At 38.1% G+C, this 25,410-nt stretch carries 18 protein-coding genes; 8 read left to right on the top strand and 10 right to left on the bottom strand.

What is annotated here, in order from left to right; all coding sequences use genetic code 11:
- Positions 1-145: 145 nt before the first annotated feature.
- Positions 146-1,321 carry a sigma-54-dependent transcriptional regulator family protein gene (locus AC1M9H_RS01365; protein WP_481612572.1) on the top strand — a complete coding sequence of 392 codons (1,176 nt, stop codon included), beginning with the start codon at positions 146-148 and terminating at the stop codon, positions 1,319-1,321.
- A gap of 201 nt (positions 1,322-1,522) precedes the next feature.
- On the opposite strand, the gene mdh is transcribed toward AC1M9H_RS01365, so the two are convergent.
- From mdh to AC1M9H_RS01380, 3 genes are all read right to left on the bottom strand, one after another.
- Entirely contained in the window at positions 1,523-2,695 is a 1,173-nt protein-coding gene (gene mdh / locus AC1M9H_RS01370; RefSeq protein ID WP_035263769.1) for an iron-dependent methanol dehydrogenase, read from the bottom strand.
- 306 nt (positions 2,696-3,001) lie between these two features.
- Positions 3,002-3,967, bottom strand: a complete 966-nt coding sequence (locus tag AC1M9H_RS01375) for an alpha/beta hydrolase (RefSeq protein ID WP_481612698.1) — start codon at positions 3,965-3,967, stop codon at positions 3,002-3,004.
- Between the two features lie 51 nt (positions 3,968-4,018).
- Positions 4,019-4,849 carry an SDR family oxidoreductase gene (locus AC1M9H_RS01380; protein WP_481612573.1) on the bottom strand — a complete coding sequence of 277 codons (831 nt, stop codon included), beginning with the start codon at positions 4,847-4,849 and terminating at the stop codon, positions 4,019-4,021.
- 229 nt (positions 4,850-5,078) lie between these two features.
- Here AC1M9H_RS01380 and AC1M9H_RS01385 point away from each other — a divergent pair, with 229 nt between their 5' ends.
- From AC1M9H_RS01385 to AC1M9H_RS01395, 3 genes are all read left to right on the top strand, one after another.
- Positions 5,079-7,121, top strand: a complete 2,043-nt coding sequence (locus AC1M9H_RS01385) for a hypothetical protein (RefSeq protein WP_481612574.1) — start codon at positions 5,079-5,081, stop codon at positions 7,119-7,121.
- 113 nt (positions 7,122-7,234) lie between these two features.
- Complete coding sequence (locus tag AC1M9H_RS01390) at positions 7,235-8,950, top strand: AAA family ATPase (RefSeq protein WP_481608466.1); 1,716 nt, start codon at positions 7,235-7,237, stop codon at positions 8,948-8,950.
- Between the two features lie 52 nt (positions 8,951-9,002).
- A complete protein-coding gene (locus AC1M9H_RS01395) occupies positions 9,003-9,371 on the top strand; it encodes a 5-carboxymethyl-2-hydroxymuconate Delta-isomerase (RefSeq protein WP_481612575.1) in 369 nt (122 codons plus the stop codon).
- 34 nt (positions 9,372-9,405) lie between these two features.
- On the opposite strand, the gene thiM is transcribed toward AC1M9H_RS01395, so the two are convergent.
- From thiM to AC1M9H_RS01410, 3 genes are all read right to left on the bottom strand, one after another.
- A complete protein-coding gene (gene thiM / locus AC1M9H_RS01400) occupies positions 9,406-10,278 on the bottom strand; it encodes a hydroxyethylthiazole kinase (RefSeq protein WP_481612576.1) in 873 nt (290 codons plus the stop codon).
- 9 nt (positions 10,279-10,287) lie between these two features.
- Positions 10,288-11,448 carry a hypothetical protein gene (locus tag AC1M9H_RS01405; protein WP_481587125.1) on the bottom strand — a complete coding sequence of 387 codons (1,161 nt, stop codon included), beginning with the start codon at positions 11,446-11,448 and terminating at the stop codon, positions 10,288-10,290.
- 199 nt (positions 11,449-11,647) lie between these two features.
- Positions 11,648-11,911: a hypothetical protein gene (locus AC1M9H_RS01410; RefSeq protein WP_481612577.1), complete on the bottom strand. Its 264-nt coding sequence runs from the start codon at positions 11,909-11,911 to the stop codon at positions 11,648-11,650.
- A 304-nt stretch (positions 11,912-12,215) separates the two neighbouring features.
- On the opposite strand from AC1M9H_RS01410, the gene pepN reads away from it, so the two are divergent.
- A complete protein-coding gene (gene pepN, locus AC1M9H_RS01415) occupies positions 12,216-14,825 on the top strand; it encodes an aminopeptidase N (RefSeq protein WP_481612578.1) in 2,610 nt (869 codons plus the stop codon).
- A gap of 51 nt (positions 14,826-14,876) precedes the next feature.
- Here the strand turns inward: pepN and putA are convergent, their stop codons facing one another.
- Entirely contained in the window at positions 14,877-18,626 is a 3,750-nt protein-coding gene (gene putA, locus AC1M9H_RS01420) for a trifunctional transcriptional regulator/proline dehydrogenase/L-glutamate gamma-semialdehyde dehydrogenase (protein WP_481597001.1), read from the bottom strand.
- A 125-nt stretch (positions 18,627-18,751) separates the two neighbouring features.
- Here putA and AC1M9H_RS01425 point away from each other — a divergent pair, with 125 nt between their 5' ends.
- Complete coding sequence (locus AC1M9H_RS01425) at positions 18,752-19,243, top strand: Lrp/AsnC ligand binding domain-containing protein (protein WP_035263751.1); 492 nt, start codon at positions 18,752-18,754, stop codon at positions 19,241-19,243.
- 45 nt (positions 19,244-19,288) lie between these two features.
- Here the strand turns inward: AC1M9H_RS01425 and putP are convergent, their stop codons facing one another.
- Positions 19,289-20,803 carry a sodium/proline symporter PutP gene (gene putP / locus AC1M9H_RS01430; protein WP_481591069.1) on the bottom strand — a complete coding sequence of 505 codons (1,515 nt, stop codon included), beginning with the start codon at positions 20,801-20,803 and terminating at the stop codon, positions 19,289-19,291.
- A 368-nt stretch (positions 20,804-21,171) separates the two neighbouring features.
- On the opposite strand from putP, the gene AC1M9H_RS01435 reads away from it, so the two are divergent.
- Both AC1M9H_RS01435 and AC1M9H_RS01440 read left to right on the top strand, forming a co-directional pair.
- A complete protein-coding gene (locus AC1M9H_RS01435; RefSeq protein WP_481597003.1) occupies positions 21,172-22,629 on the top strand; it encodes an aspartate ammonia-lyase in 1,458 nt (485 codons plus the stop codon).
- A gap of 163 nt (positions 22,630-22,792) precedes the next feature.
- Positions 22,793-23,566 carry a DUF4349 domain-containing protein gene (locus AC1M9H_RS01440; RefSeq protein ID WP_481597004.1) on the top strand — a complete coding sequence of 258 codons (774 nt, stop codon included), beginning with the start codon at positions 22,793-22,795 and terminating at the stop codon, positions 23,564-23,566.
- Positions 23,567-23,692: 126 nt separating this feature from the next.
- On the opposite strand, the gene AC1M9H_RS01445 is transcribed toward AC1M9H_RS01440, so the two are convergent.
- Together AC1M9H_RS01445 and AC1M9H_RS01450 are read right to left on the bottom strand one after the other, a co-directional pair.
- Entirely contained in the window at positions 23,693-24,415 is a 723-nt protein-coding gene (locus tag AC1M9H_RS01445; protein WP_035263745.1) for an SIR2 family NAD-dependent protein deacylase, read from the bottom strand.
- A gap of 75 nt (positions 24,416-24,490) precedes the next feature.
- Positions 24,491-25,399 (bottom strand): alpha/beta fold hydrolase, encoded by a 909-nt coding sequence (locus AC1M9H_RS01450; RefSeq protein ID WP_481612579.1) that lies wholly within the window; start codon positions 25,397-25,399, stop codon positions 24,491-24,493.
- Positions 25,400-25,410 lie beyond the last annotated feature (11 nt).

Genomic DNA, 25,410 nt, shown 5'->3' on the forward strand with positions numbered 1-25,410 from the left:
GATATCTTCTATTATTGATGAGTTAACATAACCACAATAAGGTTGGAAAAAGGTTGGAATGATGAAGGTTTACAACTGATCAACAAATACTATAACTATAATAAGTACAACATATGCATATTGGGAAATGTTGAGATAATAAGGAATGAACTCAATGCAGACTCTTATCAAGCAAAGACAACAAATAGAAACACTTAGAGAGAAAATCAGTCTTTCAACTGTACAGGCGAAACAACTTGGTCAGCATATTTTAAAGTCTTGGCAAAGATCGAAGTTGGCAGAAATTCCGAAAGAGCGAATGGTAGCGCCGTTGATCACAACGAGTACTGTTGAAAGTAACAGCCTAAATCAAGCATTGAAAATATGTGAACAAGAGTTAAAACATGTTGCACAACAATCATCTATGGTACTTGCGGTAGGCGATATCAACAGCACCATTATTTGGACGGAAGCTAGTCAACAAATGCGTAAGGCTGCAGAACGTGTTCACTTTATTGAAGGAGGTCAATGGCGGGAGGAAATGGTTGGAACCAATGCTTTAGCATTAACCTTGAAAACTGAAAAATCAAGTTGTGTGTTTTCAAATGAACACTATATGGAGTCTATTCATGATTGGGTGTGCTATGCAGCGCCAATTGTTGATCCATTTTCGAAGCAACTCATTGGTGTATTAGATTTATCAACGACATGGGATCATCACAATAGTTTTGGACTACTCGCAGCAGAACGTTGTGCATCTTTAATACAATCAGCATTACTGAATTATCAACGCCAACATTTATTTATTCGTACCTTTGGAATTCCTCAAGTCATATTTAACGGACGTACCTTGGTGGTTACCCCTAGACAGATTGAAATTTTGACAATATTGGCATTATGTCCTCAAGGGCTTAGCTTAGATTCGCTTCATCAAGCTTTGTATGGGGAGCGAAAGGTAAGCATGGGAACTTTAAAAGCTGAAATGTCCCAGCTTCGAGATTTATTGGGTGGAATGTTAGGCTCAAGACCCTATAAATTACTGGCGCATATTGAAGCTGATTTCCTCCAAATCGAAAATGCTTTAGACGTTGGATTTGTTGATAAAGCTTTACAGCAGGTCAATGGTGTAATGCTCGCAAAAACTGAAAGCCCATTCTTATGTTCTTGGCGAAATTGTCTAGATTCGCGTTTGAGTGAAGCAATTTTTAACTATTCTGATGTCGAAGTGCTTTTAAAATACATTGCACGAAATCCTGACGCAGTTGATGCAATGGAGCGTTTAATGGAGTTATCACCGCAAGATCATTCAACGCAACAACTTTTACAGCACTATCATAATTGAGTCAAATTAAAGTAAAACACAACAGCCTAAAGCATCTTTTTCATATTGTTAACAACCTTTACTCTCATTTTTTATACCTACAAAAATTTAACGCCGCCATTCCTGATGTAATGCAGTATTGAATTCGATTGAGAATCAAAGAATAAAAAAGAGAATCTGAAGTATATCCAGATTCTCTTTTAGATCTAGCAAATCAAAAGTTTACATTGCAGCTTTAAAAATATTGATAACTTGTTGGAGATCTGCTTTACGTGGGTTAGTGAGCATGCAGGCATCTTTTTGTGCATTTTGAGCCATCACTTCTAAATCTTCCTCCTTAACCGAAAGCTCTTTTAATCCTGTTGGAATGCCAATGGACTGAGAGAGGATTTTGATCGCATCAATTGCTGCATATGCAGCTTCATTAATGGTTAATCCTTCAATATTTACACCCATTAATTCAGCTATTTTGGCATAACGATCAGGGCAGGCAATTAAGTTGAACTCACAGACATGAGGGAGTAAAATCGCGTTACATACACCATGCGGAAGATTATAAAAACCGCCTAATTGGTGAGCCATGGCATGTACATAACCTAAAGAGGCGTTATTAAATGCCATGCCTGCCAAATATTGTGCATAACTCATTGCATCACGTGCTTCAATATTCTCACCATTAGCAACCGCAGGACTCAGCCATTGACTGATCATGCTGATGGCTTTTTCAGCACAGGCATCTGTAATTGGATTTGCTGCTGTTGAAACATAGGCTTCGACTGCATGAGTAAGCGCATCCATACCTGTTGCAGCTGTCAATGCTGCAGGTTTTGCGATCATCAGTTTAGGATCATCTATGGCAATGAGTGGAGTGCAACGCCAATCGACGATTGCCATTTTTACATGAGTTTCTGTATTGGTAATAATACAGAAACGCGTCATTTCCGAAGCAGTTCCTGCAGTTGTGTTGATTGCAATAAGAGGTGTCATCGGAACGGTACTTTTATCGATTCCTTCATAGTCGCGAATGTGCCCACCACCTGCAGTCACTAAACCAATACCTTTAGCACAATCATGTGAAGAGCCACCACCTAAAGAAATAATAAAATCACAAGCATTATTATTGTAGGCTTCCACACCATCGTGAACATTAATATCAGTCGGATTAGGCTCAGCACCTGCAAATATGTAGCTCTCCACTTGCGCTTCTTTTAAATAGCCAGCGATGATATCTGCGACACCAAATTTGTATAAACCTGCATCAGTCACAATCAGTGCTTTTTTAGCGCCCAAATTTTGAGCTTTGCTTCCAACTTCTTTAGCACTACCTGGTCCGAAAAGTGAAACACAAGGGATATAAAACCCGTTTGTTTGGTCTGCAATATTTTTAAAAGCCATGGTGAGATTCCTTTTACCATTTATTGTTGTGTTCGGCGATATTTACCGTGTTTGCAGTATTGGACACGCTTGAGAAGATGTGTACCTACCAAATACCAACCCAATTTCTCCATGGCTCAAAACAAGAAACAGAAAGCAAGAAATAATATTTCAAATGGGTGAAAAGGAGATTGGTCGCAAAGGTCTGTGAAGAGATGGAAACGTTGAAGAATAGAAATATTGTATGACCAAGAGAAAGTCCATTCAGCTTGATCAATACACATTAACAATCAAGACCAGTAAAATGAGGTCTTAGATAAACTGAATTTATAGATTTTTTGAAGAAAGCCAAGCAAAGAGTTGGTCATACACTTGCTGACGAACCAGTTTTTTTGAAAGAACCAAATCATGCAGGCCATCTTTAATTGTCATTACAGTGACATCACCTTGTAATCCTTTTGCATATTTTTCGATGGTTTTTACATCTAAAATCACATCAGAGGTCTGAACATCAATATTGTATTTCTTCGGATTGGTCGTGCGACTTGAGTGCATAACAAGGAGCGGAACTGAAATTTTAGGACCAGATTGAATTTTCTGTTGTGCTTTCACAACAGCACCAATAAAACTCAAATACACTTTGGTGTAGGTTTTAGGTTTAAGCTTGAGATCAAAACTCCATTCACCGTTCAAATTTTCGTGCAAACTCTTCACGTAAAACTTATTTAATTCACTTGGTAATTGCATCAACGGAAATTGCTGAGCTAATTTTGCAATCATTGGAAGCGCATATTTCTTTTTTAATACATTCATATTGAAATCATAAAATGGGCTGTTGGCCCAGATTGCTTTAATCAATGGATGATCAGGGTGTCGAATTGAAAAATAAGTGGCAGTTAAACCGCCTGTAGAATGACCGCATAATAATACCGATTCATTTCCGTCACTTTGAATTGTATTCAATGCGGCATGAATATCTTCATCATATTCGGTTAGGTCTTTCACAAAATAAGGTTTTTGATGCGGAAGTAGTGATCTACCGTATTTTCTAAGGTCAATGGCGTAAAACTGAAAACCTTGGGCATTAAATTTTTTCGCCATTTCTTGTTGAAAGAAATAATCAATAAAGCCATGGATATACAGCACAGCTTTAGTTGATGGAATATCTGATGGACGACGTACTAATGTTGCAATAACCTCACCATCATAATCAGGCGAAAATTTGAAAATATGTTGCTCAAATTTTTCACCTAAAATGTCGGGTTGGTATTGTAGCGTGGTCTCAGCACTCATTTTTTCGATCATCTATTGATTCATTCCCTGATTCAAAATTTTTTATATTGACTATAAATATTCTTTTAAAAGTTGTTCTGTCTCGTTAAACAATCGCTGAGCTAAACTACGATTTTTCGCATGTGCAGATTGAAAAGCTGGTGTTTGCAAACTTTTGTATTGACCTGTTTTCTTAGACCATTCAGGTGATAACGCAATTTGATGAATAAGATTTGCTGGTTTGTTGGGTGAGATTAAGAACAATTTTAAAGCGCGATATTGATAGTTAGGAAGCTCGCGATAAATTTCGGAATCCACACCACCTGGATGAATTGCATTACTGGTGATAGATGTGCCTTTGAGCTTTTCAGCTAAGGCATGACTAAATAGTAAATTTGCTAATTTACTATTTCCATAGCTGAGTACACCGTTATATTTTTTAACAGAATGAAATTTAAATTGATGTGTGTCAATTTTACCCAGAACATGCATCATGGATGCAAGATGAATGATACGGCCTGAAGGCGCGTTTTGAAGTAAAGGTAACAATTGTATTGTCCACACAAAATGTCCTAGATAATTGACGCCTATTTGTTTTTCAAAACCATTAGCCGTTTCTTCTAATTTAGGCGTCATTAGACCTGCATTGTTGACCAAAATATCAATCTGTGAATATTTTTCTTTTAAAGTTTGTGCTGCAGATTTGACTTGATTTAAATCATTTAAATCTAATTCTACAATATCAATTTGACCATGACCTTTGGTGCTGATTTCTGCTTTAGCTTTCTGAGCTTTATCCAAATTACGACAGGCAAGTACGACATGATGACCATCTTCAACAAATTTTTTTGCTGTCGCTAATCCAATTCCTGTATTTGCACCTGTAATCACCACTGTTTTCATTATTGTCTCTAAAGTTCTTAGTATGAGATTGTTTTAATACAGTCAGAGCAGTGAGTCAAACGCACTTTCAAGAAATTTTCATATAATTGTTGCATGATACGAACTGCTTATCTGACTCATACAAAAGTTACAGAATCTGAATAGCACAACTCATTTTAAGATAGAATAATATAGTTATATCGTTGTTATTTTTAAAATTCTTCCAGTCTTTCTTATTTAGGCAAACTGTATGCTGGCGTGTCCTCCGCAAAATCCAAAGCAACGTCATCAATATACTGCACAGGCATTAATTGATCATTGCGATACACTCAAAGCCGTATTTCAGGATCAGTGGTTATATCTATGGACGATTACGCCTGAAAATTTATTCGTAATTGATCAGGAAAATAATAGCTTAGTGATCGCAGATGGACTGCTCACAGTTGAGTGTATCGATGATTATAAAATTCAATTTTATACATCCCACTCAAATGTCGAGATTCAAAAAATTGCGGATTTTATGTTCAATGATTTTAGTTTTATCTTTAATCATAAGGCCTCACATCATTCTTTATATTTAAAAACGAAAGTGCAGTTATTTCGTCAAATGCTGGTTGAAGAAGTCTTTAAATGGGTCGATGGAGAAAATCGTGTTGAACAGTGCCTCTATAATTTGACCGATCAGCAAGCGATGCAGTTAGATCGAATCATGATACAAAGTGAGTATTATGATGAACCTCATTTGCTGAATTTCAGTCGATTTGGTGCTCAAATACCTCTGGAAGTTGAACTAAATTTTAAACATCTGTGTTTGGTCAATTCAGTCATAGGAGATAATTTTCTTGCAGTGCAAAAATTGATTCCAGTATACGATCGGTTAAGCACTTCAGCAGAATTAATGTTGCCAAAACGGTTATATCGTATGGCACAAATTTCTTTCGAAGAACAATTTAGCTTATCTCAATTGGTAGACTTAGAGCCTGATTTCAATTTACTCAAACAGCATAACGAGCAAACACCGCATTTATTAGGTTTTACACGTTGGATCAAACGAGGGTATTGGCAGTATCAAGATATTTTCAATAAACAAAATTTTTTAAATAAAGATGTGCAGTATTGGGTAGAAGATATAGCGCAACAGTCGCCACTGTTTATACACAAAAGAGCAGTGAATTGGTTATTTAAACAAGATTATCTTGTCATCGACTGGGTAAGTGAAAATTTAAAAGATCCAAATATTCGATTGGCTGTCACCGCTTTAAGTTTTGTGGATTGCTCTAAAGTACATCCGCATGTCATACAACTCTCGATTCAATATTTTGAACAGGTTATCGGTCGTTTATTTATTTCTGAGTGTTTACGTATTTCACAGCAACAATCATGGTTTGAACTATCTGCTGAGCATCATTCATATGCATTGAATGAGGCACAAAATGCTCAAGATTTAAAAAAATCACTGCCACTCACGGCTTCTATTTTATATCTTAATGAATGGTTGGACTTGTTATGGTCATTGGATCAGCAAGGATTGAGTTCAGTGAAATATGTCTTTAAACGTATTTCTCAAGTGATGCAGTCTTATATGTTGTTTTTAAATGACTTAGTTAAAGATCTACCTGATGAAATCATCAAATTTATTGAGCCCTCAACACAACATCAAACGCATTTTCATTTCTTGATGCAGCAGTATCATATCAATCTAGATGAGTTTAGGCAGCGCTTTAAACATCCAAACTCTCAATATAACCGAAGCAATAGTATTTTTGACTCTTATGTCGCAGATTATCTCATTGATTTTTTCCAACAAGATAGAACTATTTCGAAAAATATGACATGGCCCGCATGGTATCAGCAAGCAATACGTTGGCATCAGCATTTACATTATGTGGATACATTGACGACTTTGAAATTGAGACATGCTGAAAGTCATTGGAAACGAGTATCACCTCAAGCAGTCATGTATACAGAGAATTGGAAATTTGTGGAGTTGAATGAATTAGAGCAAATTATTCAAGAGTCTGTAAATTATAAACATTGTCTGGCTTTATCTTATACCCAAAGAATTATTGATGGTGAATATGTGGCGTTCCATATGTCAAATTTACATGATCCCTCACAGCATTTGACACTCGGTTGTTTTTTTAAATTCGATCAGCTTCATTTTGACCAACTGCGTTTGCCCAATAACGAAGTTGCTGATCTTAAGGTTGTGAGGGAGGCTAAAGAGTTTGTACATCAAGTCAATGAAATGTTGATTTGGAATTTTGGGGATCCTGAACAAATCAACAGCTGATGCGCCTTAAATTGACGTATTCAAGCGTTAACATGATCACAAGGCTGATTTTTGGCTTAACTTTTTGATGAAATGTCGTTAGGCTATGAGCGTTCAAATTAGGTTAAGCACATATGAAACAAGAAACTGCACTGAAGTTAATGAAAGCAGGAGAAAATGTCTTTTTGACAGGTTCTGCAGGTGCAGGAAAAACGTATACGCTTAATCAATATATTAATTATCTTAAGGCACGAAAAGTTTCAGTCGCCATTACCGCATCTACAGGCATTGCAGCCACACACATGAATGGGATGACCATTCATACGTGGGCGGGGATCGGGATCAAAGATTTTTTATCAGATGATGATCTAAAGCGCATGAAAGAGCGTAAATATCTTAAAGAGCATTTAGAAAATGCGCAGGTGTTGATCATTGATGAAATTTCGATGCTACATGCGAAGCAGCTTAATTTAGTTAATCAAGTGCTCAAGTTTTTTAAAGAGTCTGATGAAGCATTTGGTGGCATACAGGTGATTGCCGCTGGAGATTTCTTCCAGTTACCACCAGTCGGACGCAATGACGAAAAAAATCGAGATAAATTCTGTTTTATGTCCCAAGCTTGGGTAGAGGCGAAATTTCGTGTTTGTTATTTAACCGAACAACATCGACAAGATGACTCAGTCTTAAATGATATTTTGAATGCAATCCGTGCGCAAAATATTCAAGCTGAGCATATTCAAGCTTTACAACAAACGCGTGAGCAAGATATTGGTGAAACATTTACACGTTTGTATACCCATAATATGGATGTTGATGCCATTAATTATCGTCATTTAAATGAGATTGATGGGGATGGTCATCAATTTTGTGCACAAATGGATGGTAATGAAAAATTAATCGAGACATTAAAATCTTCCGTTCGTGCACCAGAAGAATTGACCTTAAAGAAACATGCCAAAGTCATGTTTGTAAAAAACAATTTTGATGTGGGTTATATCAATGGCAGCCTTGGTGAAGTCATTGGCTTTGAAGAAGTAGATGATCACGGGGTATTACCTAAAGTGAAATTAACAGACGGCACTGTTCTGGTGGTCGAACCTGAAACCTGGTCTGTTGATAATGATGCAGGAAAGACAATCGCGAGTTTTTCCCAAGTTCCTTTGCGGTTAGCTTGGGCGATTACTATTCATAAGTCTCAAGGGATGACTTTATCGGCGGCGGAAATCAATTTGGCGAATACCTTTGAAAAGGGTCAGGGCTATGTCGCCTTATCTCGTTTGAAATCTATTGATGGTCTGAGGTTGCTCGGCTTCAATGAGCAAGCATTAGAATTAGACAGTTTAGCAATTAAAGCCGACAGAAGATTTCAAGAACTCTCTGATGAAGCAGAAGCGCATTTTGGTGATGCTGATTTAGAAGCGCAACATAAGGCATTTATTCGGCACTGTGGTGGCACACTCAATGAGCTTGAGATTAGTCGTAATGAGAAAAAAATTGCCAAAAATGCAGGCAAAGCCAATTATGCCACCGCGACTCTCGATGAAACTCGCGAACTCTTTGAAAATGGTTATGAAATTCAGGATATTGCGGTTGAGCGTGGTTTAACGCCAGCAACCATTATTAACCACTTAGGCAAACTCCATCGTGAGCAGGGGTTAGATATCTCGGTTGCTCATCCTGGGGATGAAGTCGTTGAACAAGTACGTAAAATCTATAAAAAATTACTTAAAAGACAGAGTCCTGAACATTTCGGTGAAGATGGTGCGATCAAGTTGCGTCCGATCGTGGAAAATACCAATCCGCGTATGGGCTATGACCAAGTGAGATTAGCCTTATTATTCATTGAATAATGAGTTACGCATTTGAAATTGATTTTTTAACACACAAGCAAAGGGAATTAAGATGCCACAGATGATCGTTGAGTATTCGGATAATATCCAAAATTTAGATGCGCAAGCGTTACTTTTAGGCTTAAACCACGCTTTATTTGATACAGGTCTAGTGGGGCATCCTTCTGATATCAAATCACGTATTCGTGCTAATAGTGATTTCCTGATTGGTTTTGGCGAAGAGCCTCAAGCCTATATTCATGTTCGTTTAGGGATCATGACGGGGCGTAATGAAGAGCAAAAGAATCTTATTTCAGATCGCTTAAATGAGTATCTTCATAGCTTTAATGGTTATCATACTCAAGGCTTAACGGTTCAATTGATCATTGAGTTAGCGGAAATGCCAAAAGAGCATTATCGTAAAGGTAGAGTTCAGAAGTAAGACTAAAAAGGCTGAAGTGATCTTCAGCCTATCGTTATGCAGCAAAAGTCAGTATTTCGATATCTGCACTGTTTTGAATTTTTTCAGCCGAATAGCTATAGAGTTCATCGATGAAAGCGACATTAAAACTTCCGACAGTTTGAGCCTGCGTATAAGCGAGCTTACCTGCGATGGCAAAGTGTACATGGGCAGCAATACATGCAATGGTTGGGTTTGTTACGCCAGCATAAGCAGCAATTAATGCACCTAAGGCGCATCCTGTAGCGGTAACTTTTGGCTGTAAATGTGAACCTCCATTAATCTTAACCATACATCCATAAGACTTAGAAAGAATAAAATCAGATTCGCCAGAAATTGCGATACATTCAGAGTAATCTAATAAAGTTTTTGCCTGTTCTACTACGGCAGCGCTATCGAGGGTACTGTCTACACCCTTAGATTGATTTTGTTGTCCTGCTAAGCTCCCAATTTCTGAAGCATTACCTCGGATAATGGTGGGTTTAAACCGCAATAAATCATTTGTAATTTCAGTACGCCATGGCAAAACAGCACTATAGCCAACAGGATCTAATACCCAAGGTATATTTTTTTTGTGAGCAGTTTCTGTGGCAATTTTCATTGCGGCAACTTGTTCTGTATGAGGAGTCCCTAAATTGATACTTAAAGCTTGACTAATACTCACGAAACTTTCAGCTTCAAAAGGATTATCAATCATGGCAGGTGAGGCACCAGCAGCTAACAGTACATTTGCGACATAGTTGGCAGCAACCTGATTGGTCATACAATGCACTAAAGGTTGAGTGGTTTTTAACAGATGCCATGCTTCAATGACCTGTTTAAGCATCTCTTGGGTTTGAACCACAATATCTTTTGGAGCATTTGCTATCAAGTTTTCTGGATGATTCATAGTCGTTCGCTAGCGTGTAAAATAGTGGTCTTGGTGATTACAATTACGACAAATTAAACTGACATAGTCATCTGCGTCATAATCCACAGAAAGTTCATTCGAGCCACAATTCATACAACGTTTTTGTGAGTAGAAATTTAAACGTGGCTCGATTTTACTCCACGATCGCCAAACAGGTTGAAAAAAGATTGATTCATCATAGCCTAGAAAATGAAAAAATAAGATTTCGCTCATTTTACTTAAAGGCAAGTTAGGTAGCCTTGGCAGTGTTGAGGTTTCCCATTTTTCAGCTAAAGAACGTTCACGATATTGCTGTAAGGTCTTTTTTAAAAGGTTGGTATTGATAAAATTTTCATTACGGGCTTGGAGTGCTTTCTGATGGTGCAAATATTCAAGCGCAGTTTGAACTAAATAATAGATTTGACCCACAGCGAGAGAGTCTAATAATCTAAAACAAAAGGTTTGAAAACTCTGATTTCCAGCAATTTGAACGCCCCAAGTACGACAGTAGTATTGCGCAAATTGAATAATTTCTTGGTACAACAGAGTGTAGAGTGCACTTTTCACTTCATCACTATTTTTAAATGGTACACCTTGGCTCAGATTTTCATAAAAGAGCTGACGTAATGCTTGAGTAATACTAAACAAGCTCGGCTCAGAATAGCCGTCAAGACGGACATTAATATAGTATTGACTGAGTTCACTCGAAAAGTCACGTGGGACAAGAATATTGTCTTTCAAAAGTTGTTTCATCAAATAATTTTGAAATAAATAACTTGGGGTAATGGTGTGATATTTAATATTTTCCCAATCAATGAATTCTTGATGTTGGGTGTGCTCATGGACTTGTTGATCTAATATTGAGAGTAAAAACAACTTGTGCATAAAGCTCAGTTGATGCAAATCGAGTTCTTGTATGTCTTTATTCTTCGATGCAATTTTACGTTGTTCTTGAATGCGAGTTTCCTGCATCATTTTCTTTCGTTTTGCTGTGCAACGCTCACAATGACAGTTGCGGTTTTCATCTTGAAAGACTTGATGGTGGCAGTGAGAGCATTGATGGAATAGGATTTCTTTATCAAATTCTTCTGCTTCAATAAAGTACATACTGGCCTGACAAAGTGGACAGAAACTACTTTCATCAGCATTTTTTTGGAGAATTTGCAACATAGCAGCACTTTAATTTCAAGATAAAAGAATTATACACACGATTGTTCAGCATCGCTTGATTGAGTCAGGATTGAAAACAAATTTGACTGGTGTTGCGATCAATAAAATAAGCAGGTGAATGCCTGCTTATGTGAAAGATATGAATAGATCGAACCGGAAAATCATTTCCTCAAATGTTAGATCGACTTGAATGGAGGGTTTAATAGGTTAAAGGGCAAGGAAGCTCTGAATCGGAAAAATGTTGCATTTTAGCTTGGATCAGTACCTGAGATTTCTTTTGAGATAATCTCTTGATTCCGAGTGCATCATAGTTTTTCAATACAGCTGTGACTTCTGATGTTTCAATAGGCATTCCCTCGCTGGTTAAAAATGCTGTAATCACGCGATGATCAATTTTAGCAGCATCCATCATCTGCATGGTTTTGATGTTTTCTACTCTGACTATGTGGTCCCTGATGAGCATATTTCACCTCATTTATGATTTATAAGTTTTTTGATGATTACCGCTCTTAAACTGAAGCAATAATTATGCTTGAAAATAAAGAAGTGAATTTTTGTTACATTTCTATCGTACTTAGACAAGATATTTGAAACGGGTAATAAAGAAGCAAACTGTTGTTACTACAAATAAATTAAATTGAAAAAAACATGAATAGACCCATATTAAATAGAGCGTCAAACACAGACAATTCGTCAATTTTGACCTATGATCAATTGACTTCACATAAAAGCATAATCGCTGTAAAGAACAGCTTATAGGACGAGTTATGAATATCGCGGCAAATCCAGTGATCGAAGCAGATCAAACGATTTTTTTGAAAGATTATCAGAAGCCAGCATTTGTCGTGGATTCGATTGATTTAAATATTCAAGTCTATGACGATCATACGATGGTGACAGGCACACTAAAAATGCAACGTCAGACTGAAGGTGATTTGGTTTTGCTTGGTCGTGAGCTTGAGTTGAAGTCAATTACACTGAATGGTCAAGAGTTAGATTCTTCGCAATATCATCTAGATGATGAACAGTTAGTGATTAAAGATGCACCTGATGATGCATGCATCGTTACAGTCGTTGAAATTCATCCTGAATCAAACACACAACTTGAAGGTTTATACCAAGCAGCATCTGATCTGTTTGTTACACAGAACGAACCAGAAGGCTTTCGTAAAATTACGTTCTATCCAGACCGTCCAGATGTGCTGTCTGTTTTCACAACACGTGTCGAAGCGGATAAGAAATTTCCAGTCCTACTGGCGAATGGTAATTTAATTGAAGCGGGTGAAGTAGGCGAAGGACGTCATTATACTATTTGGCAAGATCCAACCAAGAAACCAGCCTATCTCTTTGCATGTGTCATTGGAGACTTAGCGGTTTTAAAAGATCGTTACGTCACTTCTGAAGGTCGTGATGTAGCTCTAGAAATTTATGCTGAAGAAAAAGATATTCCTAAGTGCCATATTGCCATGGAAGCACTTAAACATTCTATGCGTTGGGATGAAGAGCACTATGGATTACCTTATGATTTAGACAATTATATGATTGTCGCGACCAGTGCATTCAATATGGGTGCAATGGAAAACAAAGGGCTTAATATTTTTAACACATCATGTGTTTTAGCTGATGAAGAATACACGACTGATGCTGCGATTATGCGTGTTCAATCTGTTATCGCTCATGAATATTTCCATAACTGGACGGGTAATCGTATTACTTGCAGAGACTGGTTCCAACTTTGTCTGAAAGAAGGTTTAACCGTTTTCCGTGATCAGTCTTTTTCTGAGGATTTGCAGTCTGCTGCTGTTCAACGAATTGATGATGTGGCAGTGCTTAAAGCGCATCAATTCCCTGAGGATTCAGGCCCATTGTCTCATCCTCCACGTCCAGATCATTTCGTAGAAATTAATAACTTCTATACAGCGACTGTGTATGAAAAAGGTGCAGAAATTAACCGAATGATGGCGACTTTATTAGGTAAAGAAAAATTCCGTAAAGGAACGGATGAGTATTTCCGTCGCCATGATGGTCAAGCTGTGACTGTGGAAGATTGGGTTGCTGCATTATCAGCAGGTTCTGGTGTGGATTTATCAGGATTTTTAACTTGGTATAACCAACCGGGTACACCTAAGCTTGAAGCCAAAGGTGAGTATGATGCTGAGCAGAAAACTTATCGTTTAAACTTTAAGCAAAGTTTAAAACCACATCCAAAATATCCAAACTTAAAAGCGGTTCCAATTCCTGTCGCTTTGGCTTTGTTTGATGAACACACTGGTGAGCAACTTAAACTTGAATGCTCAGCTTTAGTTGAAGATCAAGTCAAAGATGGTGTTTACTTATTCACGACTGATGAAGCAACGATCGAGTTTAAAAACGTCGCGAAGGTGCCTGTAATTTCACTATTACGAAATTTCTCTGCACCCGTGAATTTAGAGTTTAATTATACTGATGAACAGCTTGCGTTCTTATTACAGTACGAAACCAATGGCTTTAATCAGTGGCAAGCGACGCAAACATTGCTTGAGCGCATCTTATTAAATGACCAATCTGCTGACATATATATTGAAGCGATGTTAAAAACGCTACCTAGAGTAATTCAGCAAGATCCGCTGTTAGCTTCACGTTTATTTGATGTTCCGAGTGAAGGTTATTTGGGTAGCCGTATTGACTACGATTATCAACCGACAGCGATCTATGAAAAGCGTAACGCTCTATTAGATACTTTGTCTCGCCGTTTAGGTGATTTTGCTAAAGAGACTTATTTATCATTAGATCCAGCAACACAGTCAGATTTTTCCCAAGCTATGGGTACACGTGCTTTAAAGAACATCATGCTTTCTTTTATTGCGCGTCAAGGAGATGAAGCTGCATTTGACTTAGCTGAGCAACAGTATCGTCAAACACGTAATATGTCTGAACGTTTAGGTGCTTTAAAAGTGTTGGTGTGGAATGATGCACCACAAGCTGCTGAAATTTTAGAAGATTTCTATGCGCGTTTTAAAGATGAGGCTCTATCAATGGATCAGTGGTTTATGATCCAAGCAGCTCATCCGAAAGCGACAGCAGAGACGATTCAAAAACTGACATCACATGCTGATTACGATCTTAAAGTACCTAATCGAATCCGTGCTGTAACTGGTGGTTTAAATTCAAACCCTGTGAATACTTGGAGTTTTGGGGTAGATCACATTATTCAGTTGGCTCAATATTTGGACGAAAAGAATCCGATTGTAGGCTCACGTTTGTTACAACTTTTATCACGTTGGTACACGTTAGCCCATCCTCAACAAGCCGAAGTCAAAGCGAAACTCGAAGCATTGAAACCTATCGTGAAATCTAAAAATGTATCTGAAACTTTAAATAGTATGCTTGCTGTTTAAATCACAAATAAAAAACCAGTGCAATGCACTGGTTTTTTTGACTCAACAGAATCAAGCTTGCATGGTCATTAGACTCGCATTACCACCTGCAGCTGCGGTATTAATACTAATTGCACGTTCAATAAAGAAGCGTTCTAAAGGAATGTCATAATTACCAGGCTCTAGATGTGTTATTCCGATGATCGGACCTTGTCGCTGAGCCACTTTATCTTGCAATTTTAACAGTTGATTTTTGGTGCCATGATGTAGAATTGCATCAAAACTACCTGTCTCAATATCAGCAATAATGGCGATACGTTGAGCGACCTCTTTAGGCATAGACTGTAAGTATTTTAAAACAAACGTATTCTCACCTAGAACAGTTGGCTGAGAGCCAACCGTGAGAATGGCATGAAGTTGATGAATCTGATCTATTTCTTGATCTGCCAAGCTTAAAACACGATGTCTCGGTAACACAACATATTGATTGCTTTCACCTGTTGGTCCTTGTAATTCATAGCTATGTCCGACACAACTTGGTTGCAACACCTTCATTTGATAATGAGGAAATGACTTATTGACCCAATCTTTATATTGATTCAATAAGTTTTGATGTTCAGTCAATTCAACGCCTTTGCTCGTTGCATAAGGTTGTTCAATTTTTTTATGTGTACATTCATGCATTAACCGATAAATATACATCGGTCCACCAGCTTTGGGACCTGTACCAGATAAACCTTCTCCACCGAAGGGTTGTACACCGACAACAGCACCTACAATGTTGCGGTTAATATAGAGATTTCCAACTTCTGCTTTTGAAATTACGGTTTGTATGGTTTCATCGATACGCGTGTGTAAGCCCATAGTCAAACCATAGCCTTTGGCATTGATTTGATCAATAAGTCGATCAAGTTCGCCATATTTATAAGTAATGACATGCAGTACTGGACCAAAAACTTCACGTTCAAGATCATCTAAATGTGGTAACTCAACCAAAGTCGGTTTAACAAATGTCCCTTGCTTGAGATGAGAGTCATCTTCATCCAACATGAGTTGTTGAACGGGATAGCCCAAAGATTTCATTTTATTGATATGTTGATCAATGGATTGTTTTGCTTCTCGATCAATTACAGGTCCGATATCAGTTTTTAATAAACTTGGAATACCGACACGCAATTGCTTCATTGCACCTTTGAGCATTTTGATCACGGTATGCGCATTATCTTCTTGAACACATAAAATTCGCAGTGCTGAACAACGCTGACCTGCACTATCAAATGCTGAGCTGACAACATCTAATACCACTTGTTCAGTCAGGGCAGAAGAATCTACGATCATGGCATTTTGACCGCCGGTTTCTGCAATGAGAGGTATTGATTGACCAAATTGATTCAGTCGTTTTGCAACGGTTTTCTGCAAAATTTTCGCAACCTCAGTTGACCCTGTAAACATAATACCTTGAATACGATGATCACTACTGAGTTGTGCACCCACTGTTTCACCACGTCCTGGCAAGAGCTGTAAGACAGATTGTGGTACGCCAGATTCCCAAAGGATCTGAACTGCAATTGAGGCAATTAAAGGGGTCTGCTCCGCTGGTTTGGCGATTACAGTATTCCCTGTTACAAGTGCCGCCGCGATTTGACCTGTAAAAATTGCCAATGGGAAGTTCCAAGGACTAATACACAGTACTGTACCTAAGGGTTGAATAACGGCTTTGTGTTCTAGATCTTTCACTTGTGCTGCGTAGTAGCGTAAGAAATCTACTGCTTCGCGTACTTCAGCAATCGCATTGGCAAATGTTTTACCGCTTTCACGACTGAGCAGAACCATCAGCTCTTCAAGTCGAGACTCCATCACATTGGATGCGGTAATTAAATATTCTGCACGTTGATCTTTATCTAAATTTTGCCAATCCTGCTGTGCTTCAGTCGCATTAACTAACGCCATTTCCACTTGCATGGCATGAGTTTCCGTCACTTCACCGACAATATCTTGATGGTTTGCAGGATTGAGAATTGCAATTGACTCTGTATCGTGTACGGATTCATCTAATCTCAGACCCATTGGGGTGGCTTTAATTTGAACTTTAGACCATTGTTGATAAGTATGATTCAAATGTTCAAGGTCTTGGTCATTTGCAAGATCAATTCCAAGAGAGTTAGGGCGATGATCAGCATATAAATGTTTCGGGTATGGAATAGCAGGGTGCTTTAATCCAACTTTGCCTTCGATTCGACTTGTGACATCAATGGTTTGATGTGGATTTTCAATCAAGTCATCAATTTTGAGTGTTTTATCAGCAATACGATTTACAAAAGACGTGTTTGCCCCATTTTCAAGCAATCGTCTAACCAAATAAGCCAAAAGGGTTTCATGATTTCCGACAGGTGCATAAATTCGGCAAGGTACGCCAAGTTTATCATCTGCTTTAGAACCGACGACTTGTTCATAAAGTGGTTCACCCATGCCATGTAAACATTGGAATTCGTATTGTCCCTTATAATATTGTTCAGGATTTGCCAAATGATAAATAGTGGCTAAGGTTTGTGCATTATGTGTTGCGAATTGTGGATAAATAAAGTCTGGTTCGGCTAAAAGTTTGCGAGCACATGCAATATAAGATAAATCTGTGTGCACTTTTCGAGTAAAGACAGGATAATCGGTCATGCCTTCAACTTGTGCTTTCTTAATTTCACTGTCCCAATAGGCGCCTTTGACTAAACGAACCATTAAACGTTTTTGACTACGCTTAGCTAAATCAATGATGTAATCGACCACGTAAAAACATCTTTTTTGATAAGCTTGAATCACAAATCCAATGCCTTTCCAGCCATTCAATTTTGGTTCGAAACATAAGCGTTCAAGAAGTTCCAATGAAATTTCCAGCCGATCAGTTTCTTCAGCATCGATATTTAGACCAATATCATATTGTTTCGCTAGAACCGCTAGATTAAAGACTTTGTGATAAAGCTCATCGTGTACACGGTCAATTTGCGAGCGTTGATAACGTGAATGAAGTGCTGAAAGTTTGATTGAGATACCGGGGCCTTCGTAAACATCTTTGTCAGACGATGCCTTACCAATCGCATGAATCGCATTTGTATAATCTTGATAATAGCGCTCCGCATCATGATCTGTAAGTGCTGCTTCACCTAACATATCATATGAGTAACGGAAGCCTTGTTCTTCTAATCGTTCGGCATTATTTAACGCCTCATCAATGGTTTCACCTGTCACAAACTGTTCACCCATCATACGCATAGCAACATCAACGGCTTTGCGAATAATGCCACGACCACTTCGTGCCAAGATGCCTGTGAGAAGACCAGATAGACTATTTGCTTTAGGTGTTTCCATTAACTTACCAGTTAACATTAAGCCCCATGCTGCCGCGTTTACAAACATTAGGCTGCTTTGACCTAAATGATCTTTCCAATTGCCTTGGTTGATTTTGTCTTTGATCAATAAGTCACGTGTTGCTTTATCAGGGATACGTAACAGCGCTTCAGCTAAACACATGAGCGCAATACCTTCTTGTGAAGATAATGAAAATTCTTGTAATAAACCCTGTACAATGCCTGCTTTGCCCGCTGACCCTTTACGTTCACGTAATGAATGCGCTAAATTGAAGGCTAATTGATAAATTTTGTCTGAAATTTCTTGATCAATCTCGGTCTGTTCGAGAAGTGTTTCGACACATTCAGATTCATCACGGCGCCATGCACGATTTATTTCTAATTCTAGATCTGATTTATCTTTAAATTCAGTAATGTCTTGAATGTCTATTGGGCGAGAAAGGGGTGAGCTAAGTTGTTCCATGAGATATACGCCAGCGTCCTGTGACAATGAAATAGATTTATCTTTAAGGTTTATTTAATTTATAATTACAGAAAATATGGTGCATAACTCACTATAATTAGAGTTAAATTTAGAGAATAATTCGCATGCAGACTCAAATGATGACCTTGGATCGTACAGATTTAAAAATTTTAGATATCTTGCAAAAAGATGGGCGTCTATCAAATATAAAACTTGCTGAAATGGTCAATCTTTCTCCCACAGCAGCGCTTGCTCGAGTACAAAAACTAACCAAAGATGGATATATTACAGGTTATGAAGCCAAGTTAAATCCAGATCTGCTGAATCGAAGTTTTGTGGTATTTGTCGAAATTTTATTAGATAAAACAACTCCAAATGTATTAGAAGAATTTTCTGATGCAGTCAGAAGTTACCCTGAAATTGTTGAATGTCACATGATCAGCGGTGGGTTTGATTTTGTAGTTAAAATTCGTTGCGCCAACATGGAAGAGTTTCGTAAGATCTCTGGACAGGTTTTATGGCAACTGCCTGGCATCAAAGAAACCCGTAGCTATCCAGTGATGGAAGTTATTAAGGAATCTTCGCAAGTGCAACTTAAGCAAACATTTAAAAAGTAAATGTATAAGAAAGGGGCTATAAGCCCCTTAATTTTTTATTTCTCATTACCTTCCATTTTTGATTTCTTGCATTTCAATTTCATATTTCTGTTGAGCTTCATCAAAACGGTCAGTCACATCTTGCGCTGGCGGGCGGCCTAATAAACTCACCACCATAATACTCACCCAAGATAAAATAAAGCCAGGAATGATTTCGTAGACGCCAGTATCAGCCATGGTGTTTTTCCATACAATGACGGTAACAGCACCAACAATCATACCTGCCAATGCACCATTGATGGTCATTCGCTTCCAGAAGAGAGAAAGGATAATCAGTGGTCCAAATGCTGCACCAAAGCCAGCCCACGCATAAGCAACTAAACCGAGTACCTTGCTGTTCGGATTCATTGCAAGGAAGATCGCCATAATCGCAACGATTAATACCATCAAACGACCTACCCAAACCAGCTCGGTTTGTGAGGCAGATTTACGAATAAATGCTTTGTATAAGTCTTCTGTAAGCGTGGTAGAGCATACCAATAGTTGGCAGCTTAGGGTACTCATTACTGCAGCAAGAATCGCTGCAAGAATCACTCCTGCAACCCATGGATTAAATAAAATTTTAGTTAATTCCATAAAAACAGTTTCAGGATTTGCATTGACTGCAGCACTGAGTTGAGGAAACGTATCAAAGTAAGCGATTCCGAAATAACCGACAGCGACTGCACCACCAAGACATAGAATCATCCATGTCATTCCAATTCGACGTGCTGCTGGAATAGACTTCACGGAATCTGCTGCCATAAAGCGCACAAGAATATGTGGTTGACCAAAGTAGCCAAGTCCCCATGCCATTGAAGATAAAATTGCTACAGTGCTGAGATCTGAAAGTAAATTATTCGCTAATGGGCGTGCGGATTCCACAATGACACTAACTTGCTGAGCATTTTCACCAATGGCTAAATAAGTCATTACTGGAGCAAGTAAAAGCGCAAAGATCATCAAGCCTGCTTGGAATGTATCTGTCCAACTGATGGCTAAGAAACCGCCAATACAGACATAACTAATCGTTGCCACTGCTCCAATCCATAGGGCTGTGTTGTAATCCCAACCAAATAGGCTTTCAAATAAACGTGCACCTGCGACCATGCCAGAGGCACAATAAATTGCAAAGAAAATCAAAATTACAAAAGCTGAGATGATACGAAGAACTTTTTTCCGATCACCAAAGCGGCTGGTGAAATAGTCGGGGAGAGTCAATGCGTTATGTTGTATTTCGGTATGAACACGTAGACGACCCGCGACCAACAGCCAGTTCAACCAAGCACCGATAATTAAACCAATGGCAATCCAAGCTTCGGATAAACCTGAGAGATAAATTGCACCAGGTAGGCCCATGAGTAACCAGCCACTCATATCTGATGCACCTGCGGATAATGCAGTGACGACACTGCCTAAACTCCGACCACCTAAAATATAATCATCAAAATTATTCGTGGCTTTGTAGGCATAAAGCCCAATGCCAAGCATCGCCACAATATAAAAAATAAATGTGATTAGCGTAGGATTTAATTGGCTCATTGCTATGCCATCCTTTGTCTGTCCTAAATGACCATCTTTCCGAGATGAATTTTTAATCGAATTATTCGAGGAGCTGATTCAAGCACGTTTTGAAAATTACGCTCTGTTACATTTGAGTGAGATTTATAGTTGTTTAGTGAAACTGAATGTAATTTTGGTTACAAAGACTATTTTTTCAAAAAAGTTTACTTTGAGGTTTAAAACAATTCTATAAATGATTATTTTTAACATAAAGTTACATTTGTCACTTAAACAGCGAAGTTGTAATTTTTTATTGCATAAAGAAGTATTAAATCAATAGTGAAAATAAGCATGAAGCCTATTATCGATATTGCACGATAATGGTGCATTATTGTTGAGTAATAAAAGTGTCTACGGTTCAATTTGATAAAACAAGAATAGAGCATGATCTGCTCGGTGAAAAAGCGGTTCCTTTCGATCGTTACTATGGGATTCATACCCTGCGTGCGATGGAGAATTTTCAGATTTCGCATCAACAAATAGGTGAAAACATACATTTTATTCGTGCATTGGCACAGGTAAAAAAAGCATCAGCACAGACAAATTTAAAATTTTCCAAATTAAGTCAAGATGTCAGCCAAGCGATTCAATGGGCTTGTGATCAACTGATTGAGCAGCCTGAAAGTTGGAAATCATCATTTCCAATTGATATTTATCAGGGTGGGGCTGGAACTTCTATTAATATGAATAGTAATGAAGTGGTGGCTAACCTTGCACTCGAGCATCTCGGCTTGCCTAAAGGTCAATATGATGTAATTCATCCAAACGACCATGTGAATAAATCGCAATCGACCAATGATGTTTATCCAACTGCATTGAGACTAGCAACATATTACAGTTTAGAAGATTTATTGTCTCAAGTTCGCTCATTAATCGCTGCTATTGAGATCAAAGCATCTGAATTTCAACACGTAATTAAAATGGGGCGAACTCAACTCCAAGATGCTGTACCCATGACACTCGGACAAGAGTTTCGTGCATTTGCGACGCTATTAAAAGAAGACTATCGCCTCATCCAAAAGATGCGTCATTTACTGCTAGAAATAAATTTGGGTGCGACTGCGATTGGAACGGGTGTGAACACACCTCATGGATATGCACTAGAAGTGGTTCAAACGCTTTCTCAAATTACTGGATTGAAATTACAAGGTGCTGAAGACTATGTTGAAGCCACCAGTGATTGTGGCGTATTTATTATTCTATCAAGTACTTTAAAGCGTTTAGCCGTCAAGCTCTCAAAAATTTGTAATGACCTGCGCTTATTAAGTTCAGGACCTCGTACGGGATTAGCTGAAATTAGATTACCTGAATTACAAGCTGGCTCATCCATTATGCCTGCGAAAATCAATCCAGTTATTCCTGAAGTAGTGAATCAAATTGCTTTTAAAGTCATTGGTAATGATTTGACAGTGACCATGGCAGCTGAAGCGGGACAATTACAATTAAATGTCATGGAACCTGTAATTGCACTGACCATGAATGAATCAACCAATTTATTAATTCAAGCAATGCAAACACTTGAAAACAAGTGTATTCAAGGTATTACTGCAAATGAACAGACTTGTTACGATGCAGTGATGCGAAGTGTTGGTATCGTCACATTATTAGATCCGATTCTAGGTCATGCCAAATGTGATGAAATTGGGAAGGTTTGTCTTGCAGAAAATAAAACCATTCAGCAAGTTGTCATTGAGCAGAATCTTTTGACGAAAGAGCAGTTAAATCAAATTTTCTCTTTTGAAAATTTAGTGTCTGAGATCGCGGGTCATGTTGTCGATGATATGAACATGGACAAAGTAAGTTAATAGAGTAGGTAGAATCTGAAAGTCAATTGAATATAAATTGATGGCATATTTCATTCAATGAGGTATGCCATTTTCATTGAAACTTTTAAGTATAATTTCTTAATTGAATGTTTATAATAATTAAAATTACGAGCCATCAATACAAAATTATAATTTAGAGAAAATGAATGAAAAGAATAGTAATAAGCACGCTGCTGTGTTCGATGTTGCTGGCATCCTGTTCAAAAAAATAGAGGAACGCTCTGCTGAAGCAGTTCAAGAAAATACTGCTGATACGCAAGTTGATATGCAAGAAGCGGCTGAACCAAATACTTTGCCCGTCCAGGAGCAAAAACCTGAGGTCATATTAAATCAAGATGTTAATCCGGTTGAACTTACTCGTCGTATGGTTCGAGAGGAGCAAGTTAACTTTACCGTTAAAGATGTGGTGAAAAGCAGTTTAGAGATTGAAAAAATAACCCTTGAAGCAGGCGGATTTATTGAAAGAAAAGATATTGATTTCAATGTGGTTGATCTTAAACGTCAGAATATTTCAGAAGGTAAAGTAAAAGTATTTGAAAAAGTTGAACCTATATCTTTTATGGTGCTACGTGTACCGAGTGAGCGTGCCCCACATGTTGTTAATCAACTTTTACCTTTAATGTTTTTTCTGAATCAGCAACGCTATAGTGCACAACGTTTTGAATTGAAGCTTCTTCAAGAAAAAATGAATCAAGAACAGACTATTTCAAGTCAAGCACGACCAGCTCATTTGAATGAAATCACACGGCTCACTCAACTCGAAGTTCAAGACCGTGTTAAATTCAGTACGATCAGTTTACAACTGAATCAACCAACACTGGTCCGAGAAAGGGTTGATATTGATATTGATGCAGTGGCGCGATTAAATGGTGATCACTTTATTCAGCGTGCTTGGAATAGCATCAAATATGGCTGACAATTTGTGCTCGATCTTTTGGTGTTTTTATTAATGATTTGGCCTTTGTATTTGATTGTCTTAATTGGCTTCTTGTTATATCGATGGTTAAAACCTTATTTTGATAAACTCAAATAAGCCCATGCCTCAATTTGGCTGAACTGAAGAAAGAAGTTTAGCCAAATCTTGCATTCCTTCGGTTGCTGATTTTGAGATACATGTATAGTGTTGTGGCACACGGCCGAGATCGGCTTTAGGGTCGATATAATACGCATCACAGCTTGGTGAAATACTGTGTACTAAGCTTGCAACAGGATAAACAGCTAAGCTTGTTCCAATCACAACAAAGATTTCAGCTTGCTGGCAAATCACTTCTGCTTCTTCAAAAGCGGGAACGGATTCACCAAACCATACGACATGTGGACGAAGCGGATATCCAGCGTCACAGAAGTCACGAGAAATATCCAGTTCAGTACCTTCAATTGTGTAAAATTTGTCTGTGAATTGAGCATCTGGCCCTGAGGTTTTGGCCAGTCTTATATTTCCATGAAGATGTAGTACTTTTTTGCTTCCAGCGCGTTCATGTAAGTCATCAATATTCTGCGTGATCACATGTACATCATAATGTTGTTCAAGTGCTGCAATCGCAAGATGTGCTGCATTAGGTTCAGATGCTAAAATTTTTTTTCGCCGTTCATTGTAAAAGCGCTGTACTAAAACAGGATTGTTACGCCAAGCTTCGGGCGTTGCGACATCCTCTATGCGATGGTTTTCCCAAAGTCCATCGCTATCTCGAAATGTATTGATACCACTTTCGGCACTCATACCAGCACCCGAAAAAATCACAAGCTTTGTTTTAGACTGATTCATCCAATCTCCATCCTATTGATTTTATGCCCACGTATGACGTCTGGATCAACTTAATATTCAAATATTCATTAGAGCTTATATAGTTTGATTCAGAAATTTAGAAATTTCTTGTGCGAATTTAATGGGTTCATTGATCAAAGGCGTATGCCCTGAGCGCTCAAACAGTACGATACGATGATTTTTAACCGATTCAGCAATGAGCTTTTGCCCTTGCGCTGGATAGAGTGCGGATTTAGCGCCCATAAAAAAAGTTGCTGGACATTCTAACTTTGAGATCGCGGCTCTGTAATCTTCTTTATGGTTTAGATAGTTGTCAATGTACCAACGCATATAGTCGAGACGTTGCATAGGGAGGATTAACTTTTGAATTTTCGGTTGATTGAGTGTTGTTTTAAAAATTTTAGCGCTCAATTGATGATTATCTTGTAAAGATAAAAATTTAACCCAAAGCTCGACTAATTCGCGGCTTAAGTGAGTAGGTAATTCACTCAGGTTTTGATAATTTTCATGTTGATGTAAAAAAGAAGAAAGTTCGATGAGTAGCTTTTTGAACTCTGGATAGCGATCGCCCAATAGCCCGAAACTCCAAGTTTCATCAGAAGGTATTTTAGGGGTTTGATCAATATGCAAGTATGCTTGGATTTGATCAGCAAATTGACCATATTGCATACCATGCATGGCAGTAGTTGCCCCCATAGAATAAGCAATCACTTTATATTGTTGTCTAGGGCGTTGACTGATCAATGCCTGAATATCGTTCCAGTGACTTGAAATAGCATCAGCATCTGGAATTTTACAATGCTTAGACCCACCAAAACCACGCCAGTCAGGAATAATAAATTTATATTTCTTTAAATTAAATGCAAAAAAAGGAATCCATTGCCAACTTTGCATTCCTAAACCAGATAGCACCAAAACAGGTTCACCTTGACCTATTTCACGAACATATAATTTTTCGTCATCTTGCATGGTATAAAATGGCATAGATATATCCT

This window comes from Acinetobacter sp. ANC_7512 (assembly GCF_056779935.1).

Coding starts and splice junctions, on each gene's coding strand:
- AC1M9H_RS01385 (WP_481612574.1), top strand. CDS start 5,079: ATGCTGGCGTGTCCTCCGCAAAATCCAAAGCAACGTCATCAATATACT.
- AC1M9H_RS01405 (WP_481587125.1), bottom strand. CDS start 11,448: ATGTTGCAAATTCTCCAAAAAAATGCTGATGAAAGTAGTTTCTGTCCA.
- AC1M9H_RS01365 (WP_481612572.1), top strand. CDS start 146: ATGAACTCAATGCAGACTCTTATCAAGCAAAGACAACAAATAGAAACA.
- AC1M9H_RS01380 (WP_481612573.1), bottom strand. CDS start 4,849: ATGAAAACAGTGGTGATTACAGGTGCAAATACAGGAATTGGATTAGCG.
- mdh (WP_035263769.1), bottom strand. CDS start 2,695: ATGGCTTTTAAAAATATTGCAGACCAAACAAACGGGTTTTATATCCCT.
- AC1M9H_RS01445 (WP_035263745.1), bottom strand. CDS start 24,415: ATGAATCAGTCTAAAACAAAGCTTGTGATTTTTTCGGGTGCTGGTATG.
- AC1M9H_RS01395 (WP_481612575.1), top strand. CDS start 9,003: ATGCCACAGATGATCGTTGAGTATTCGGATAATATCCAAAATTTAGAT.
- putA (WP_481597001.1), bottom strand. CDS start 18,626: ATGGAACAACTTAGCTCACCCCTTTCTCGCCCAATAGACATTCAAGAC.
- AC1M9H_RS01390 (WP_481608466.1), top strand. CDS start 7,235: ATGAAACAAGAAACTGCACTGAAGTTAATGAAAGCAGGAGAAAATGTC.
- AC1M9H_RS01375 (WP_481612698.1), bottom strand. CDS start 3,967: ATGAGTGCTGAGACCACGCTACAATACCAACCCGACATTTTAGGTGAA.
- AC1M9H_RS01425 (WP_035263751.1), top strand. CDS start 18,752: ATGCAGACTCAAATGATGACCTTGGATCGTACAGATTTAAAAATTTTA.
- AC1M9H_RS01440 (WP_481597004.1), top strand. CDS start 22,793: ATGAATGAAAAGAATAGTAATAAGCACGCTGCTGTGTTCGATGTTGCT.
- pepN (WP_481612578.1), top strand. CDS start 12,216: ATGAATATCGCGGCAAATCCAGTGATCGAAGCAGATCAAACGATTTTT.
- AC1M9H_RS01450 (WP_481612579.1), bottom strand. CDS start 25,399: ATGCCATTTTATACCATGCAAGATGACGAAAAATTATATGTTCGTGAA.
- putP (WP_481591069.1), bottom strand. CDS start 20,803: ATGAGCCAATTAAATCCTACGCTAATCACATTTATTTTTTATATTGTG.
- AC1M9H_RS01410 (WP_481612577.1), bottom strand. CDS start 11,911: ATGCTCATCAGGGACCACATAGTCAGAGTAGAAAACATCAAAACCATG.
- thiM (WP_481612576.1), bottom strand. CDS start 10,278: ATGAATCATCCAGAAAACTTGATAGCAAATGCTCCAAAAGATATTGTG.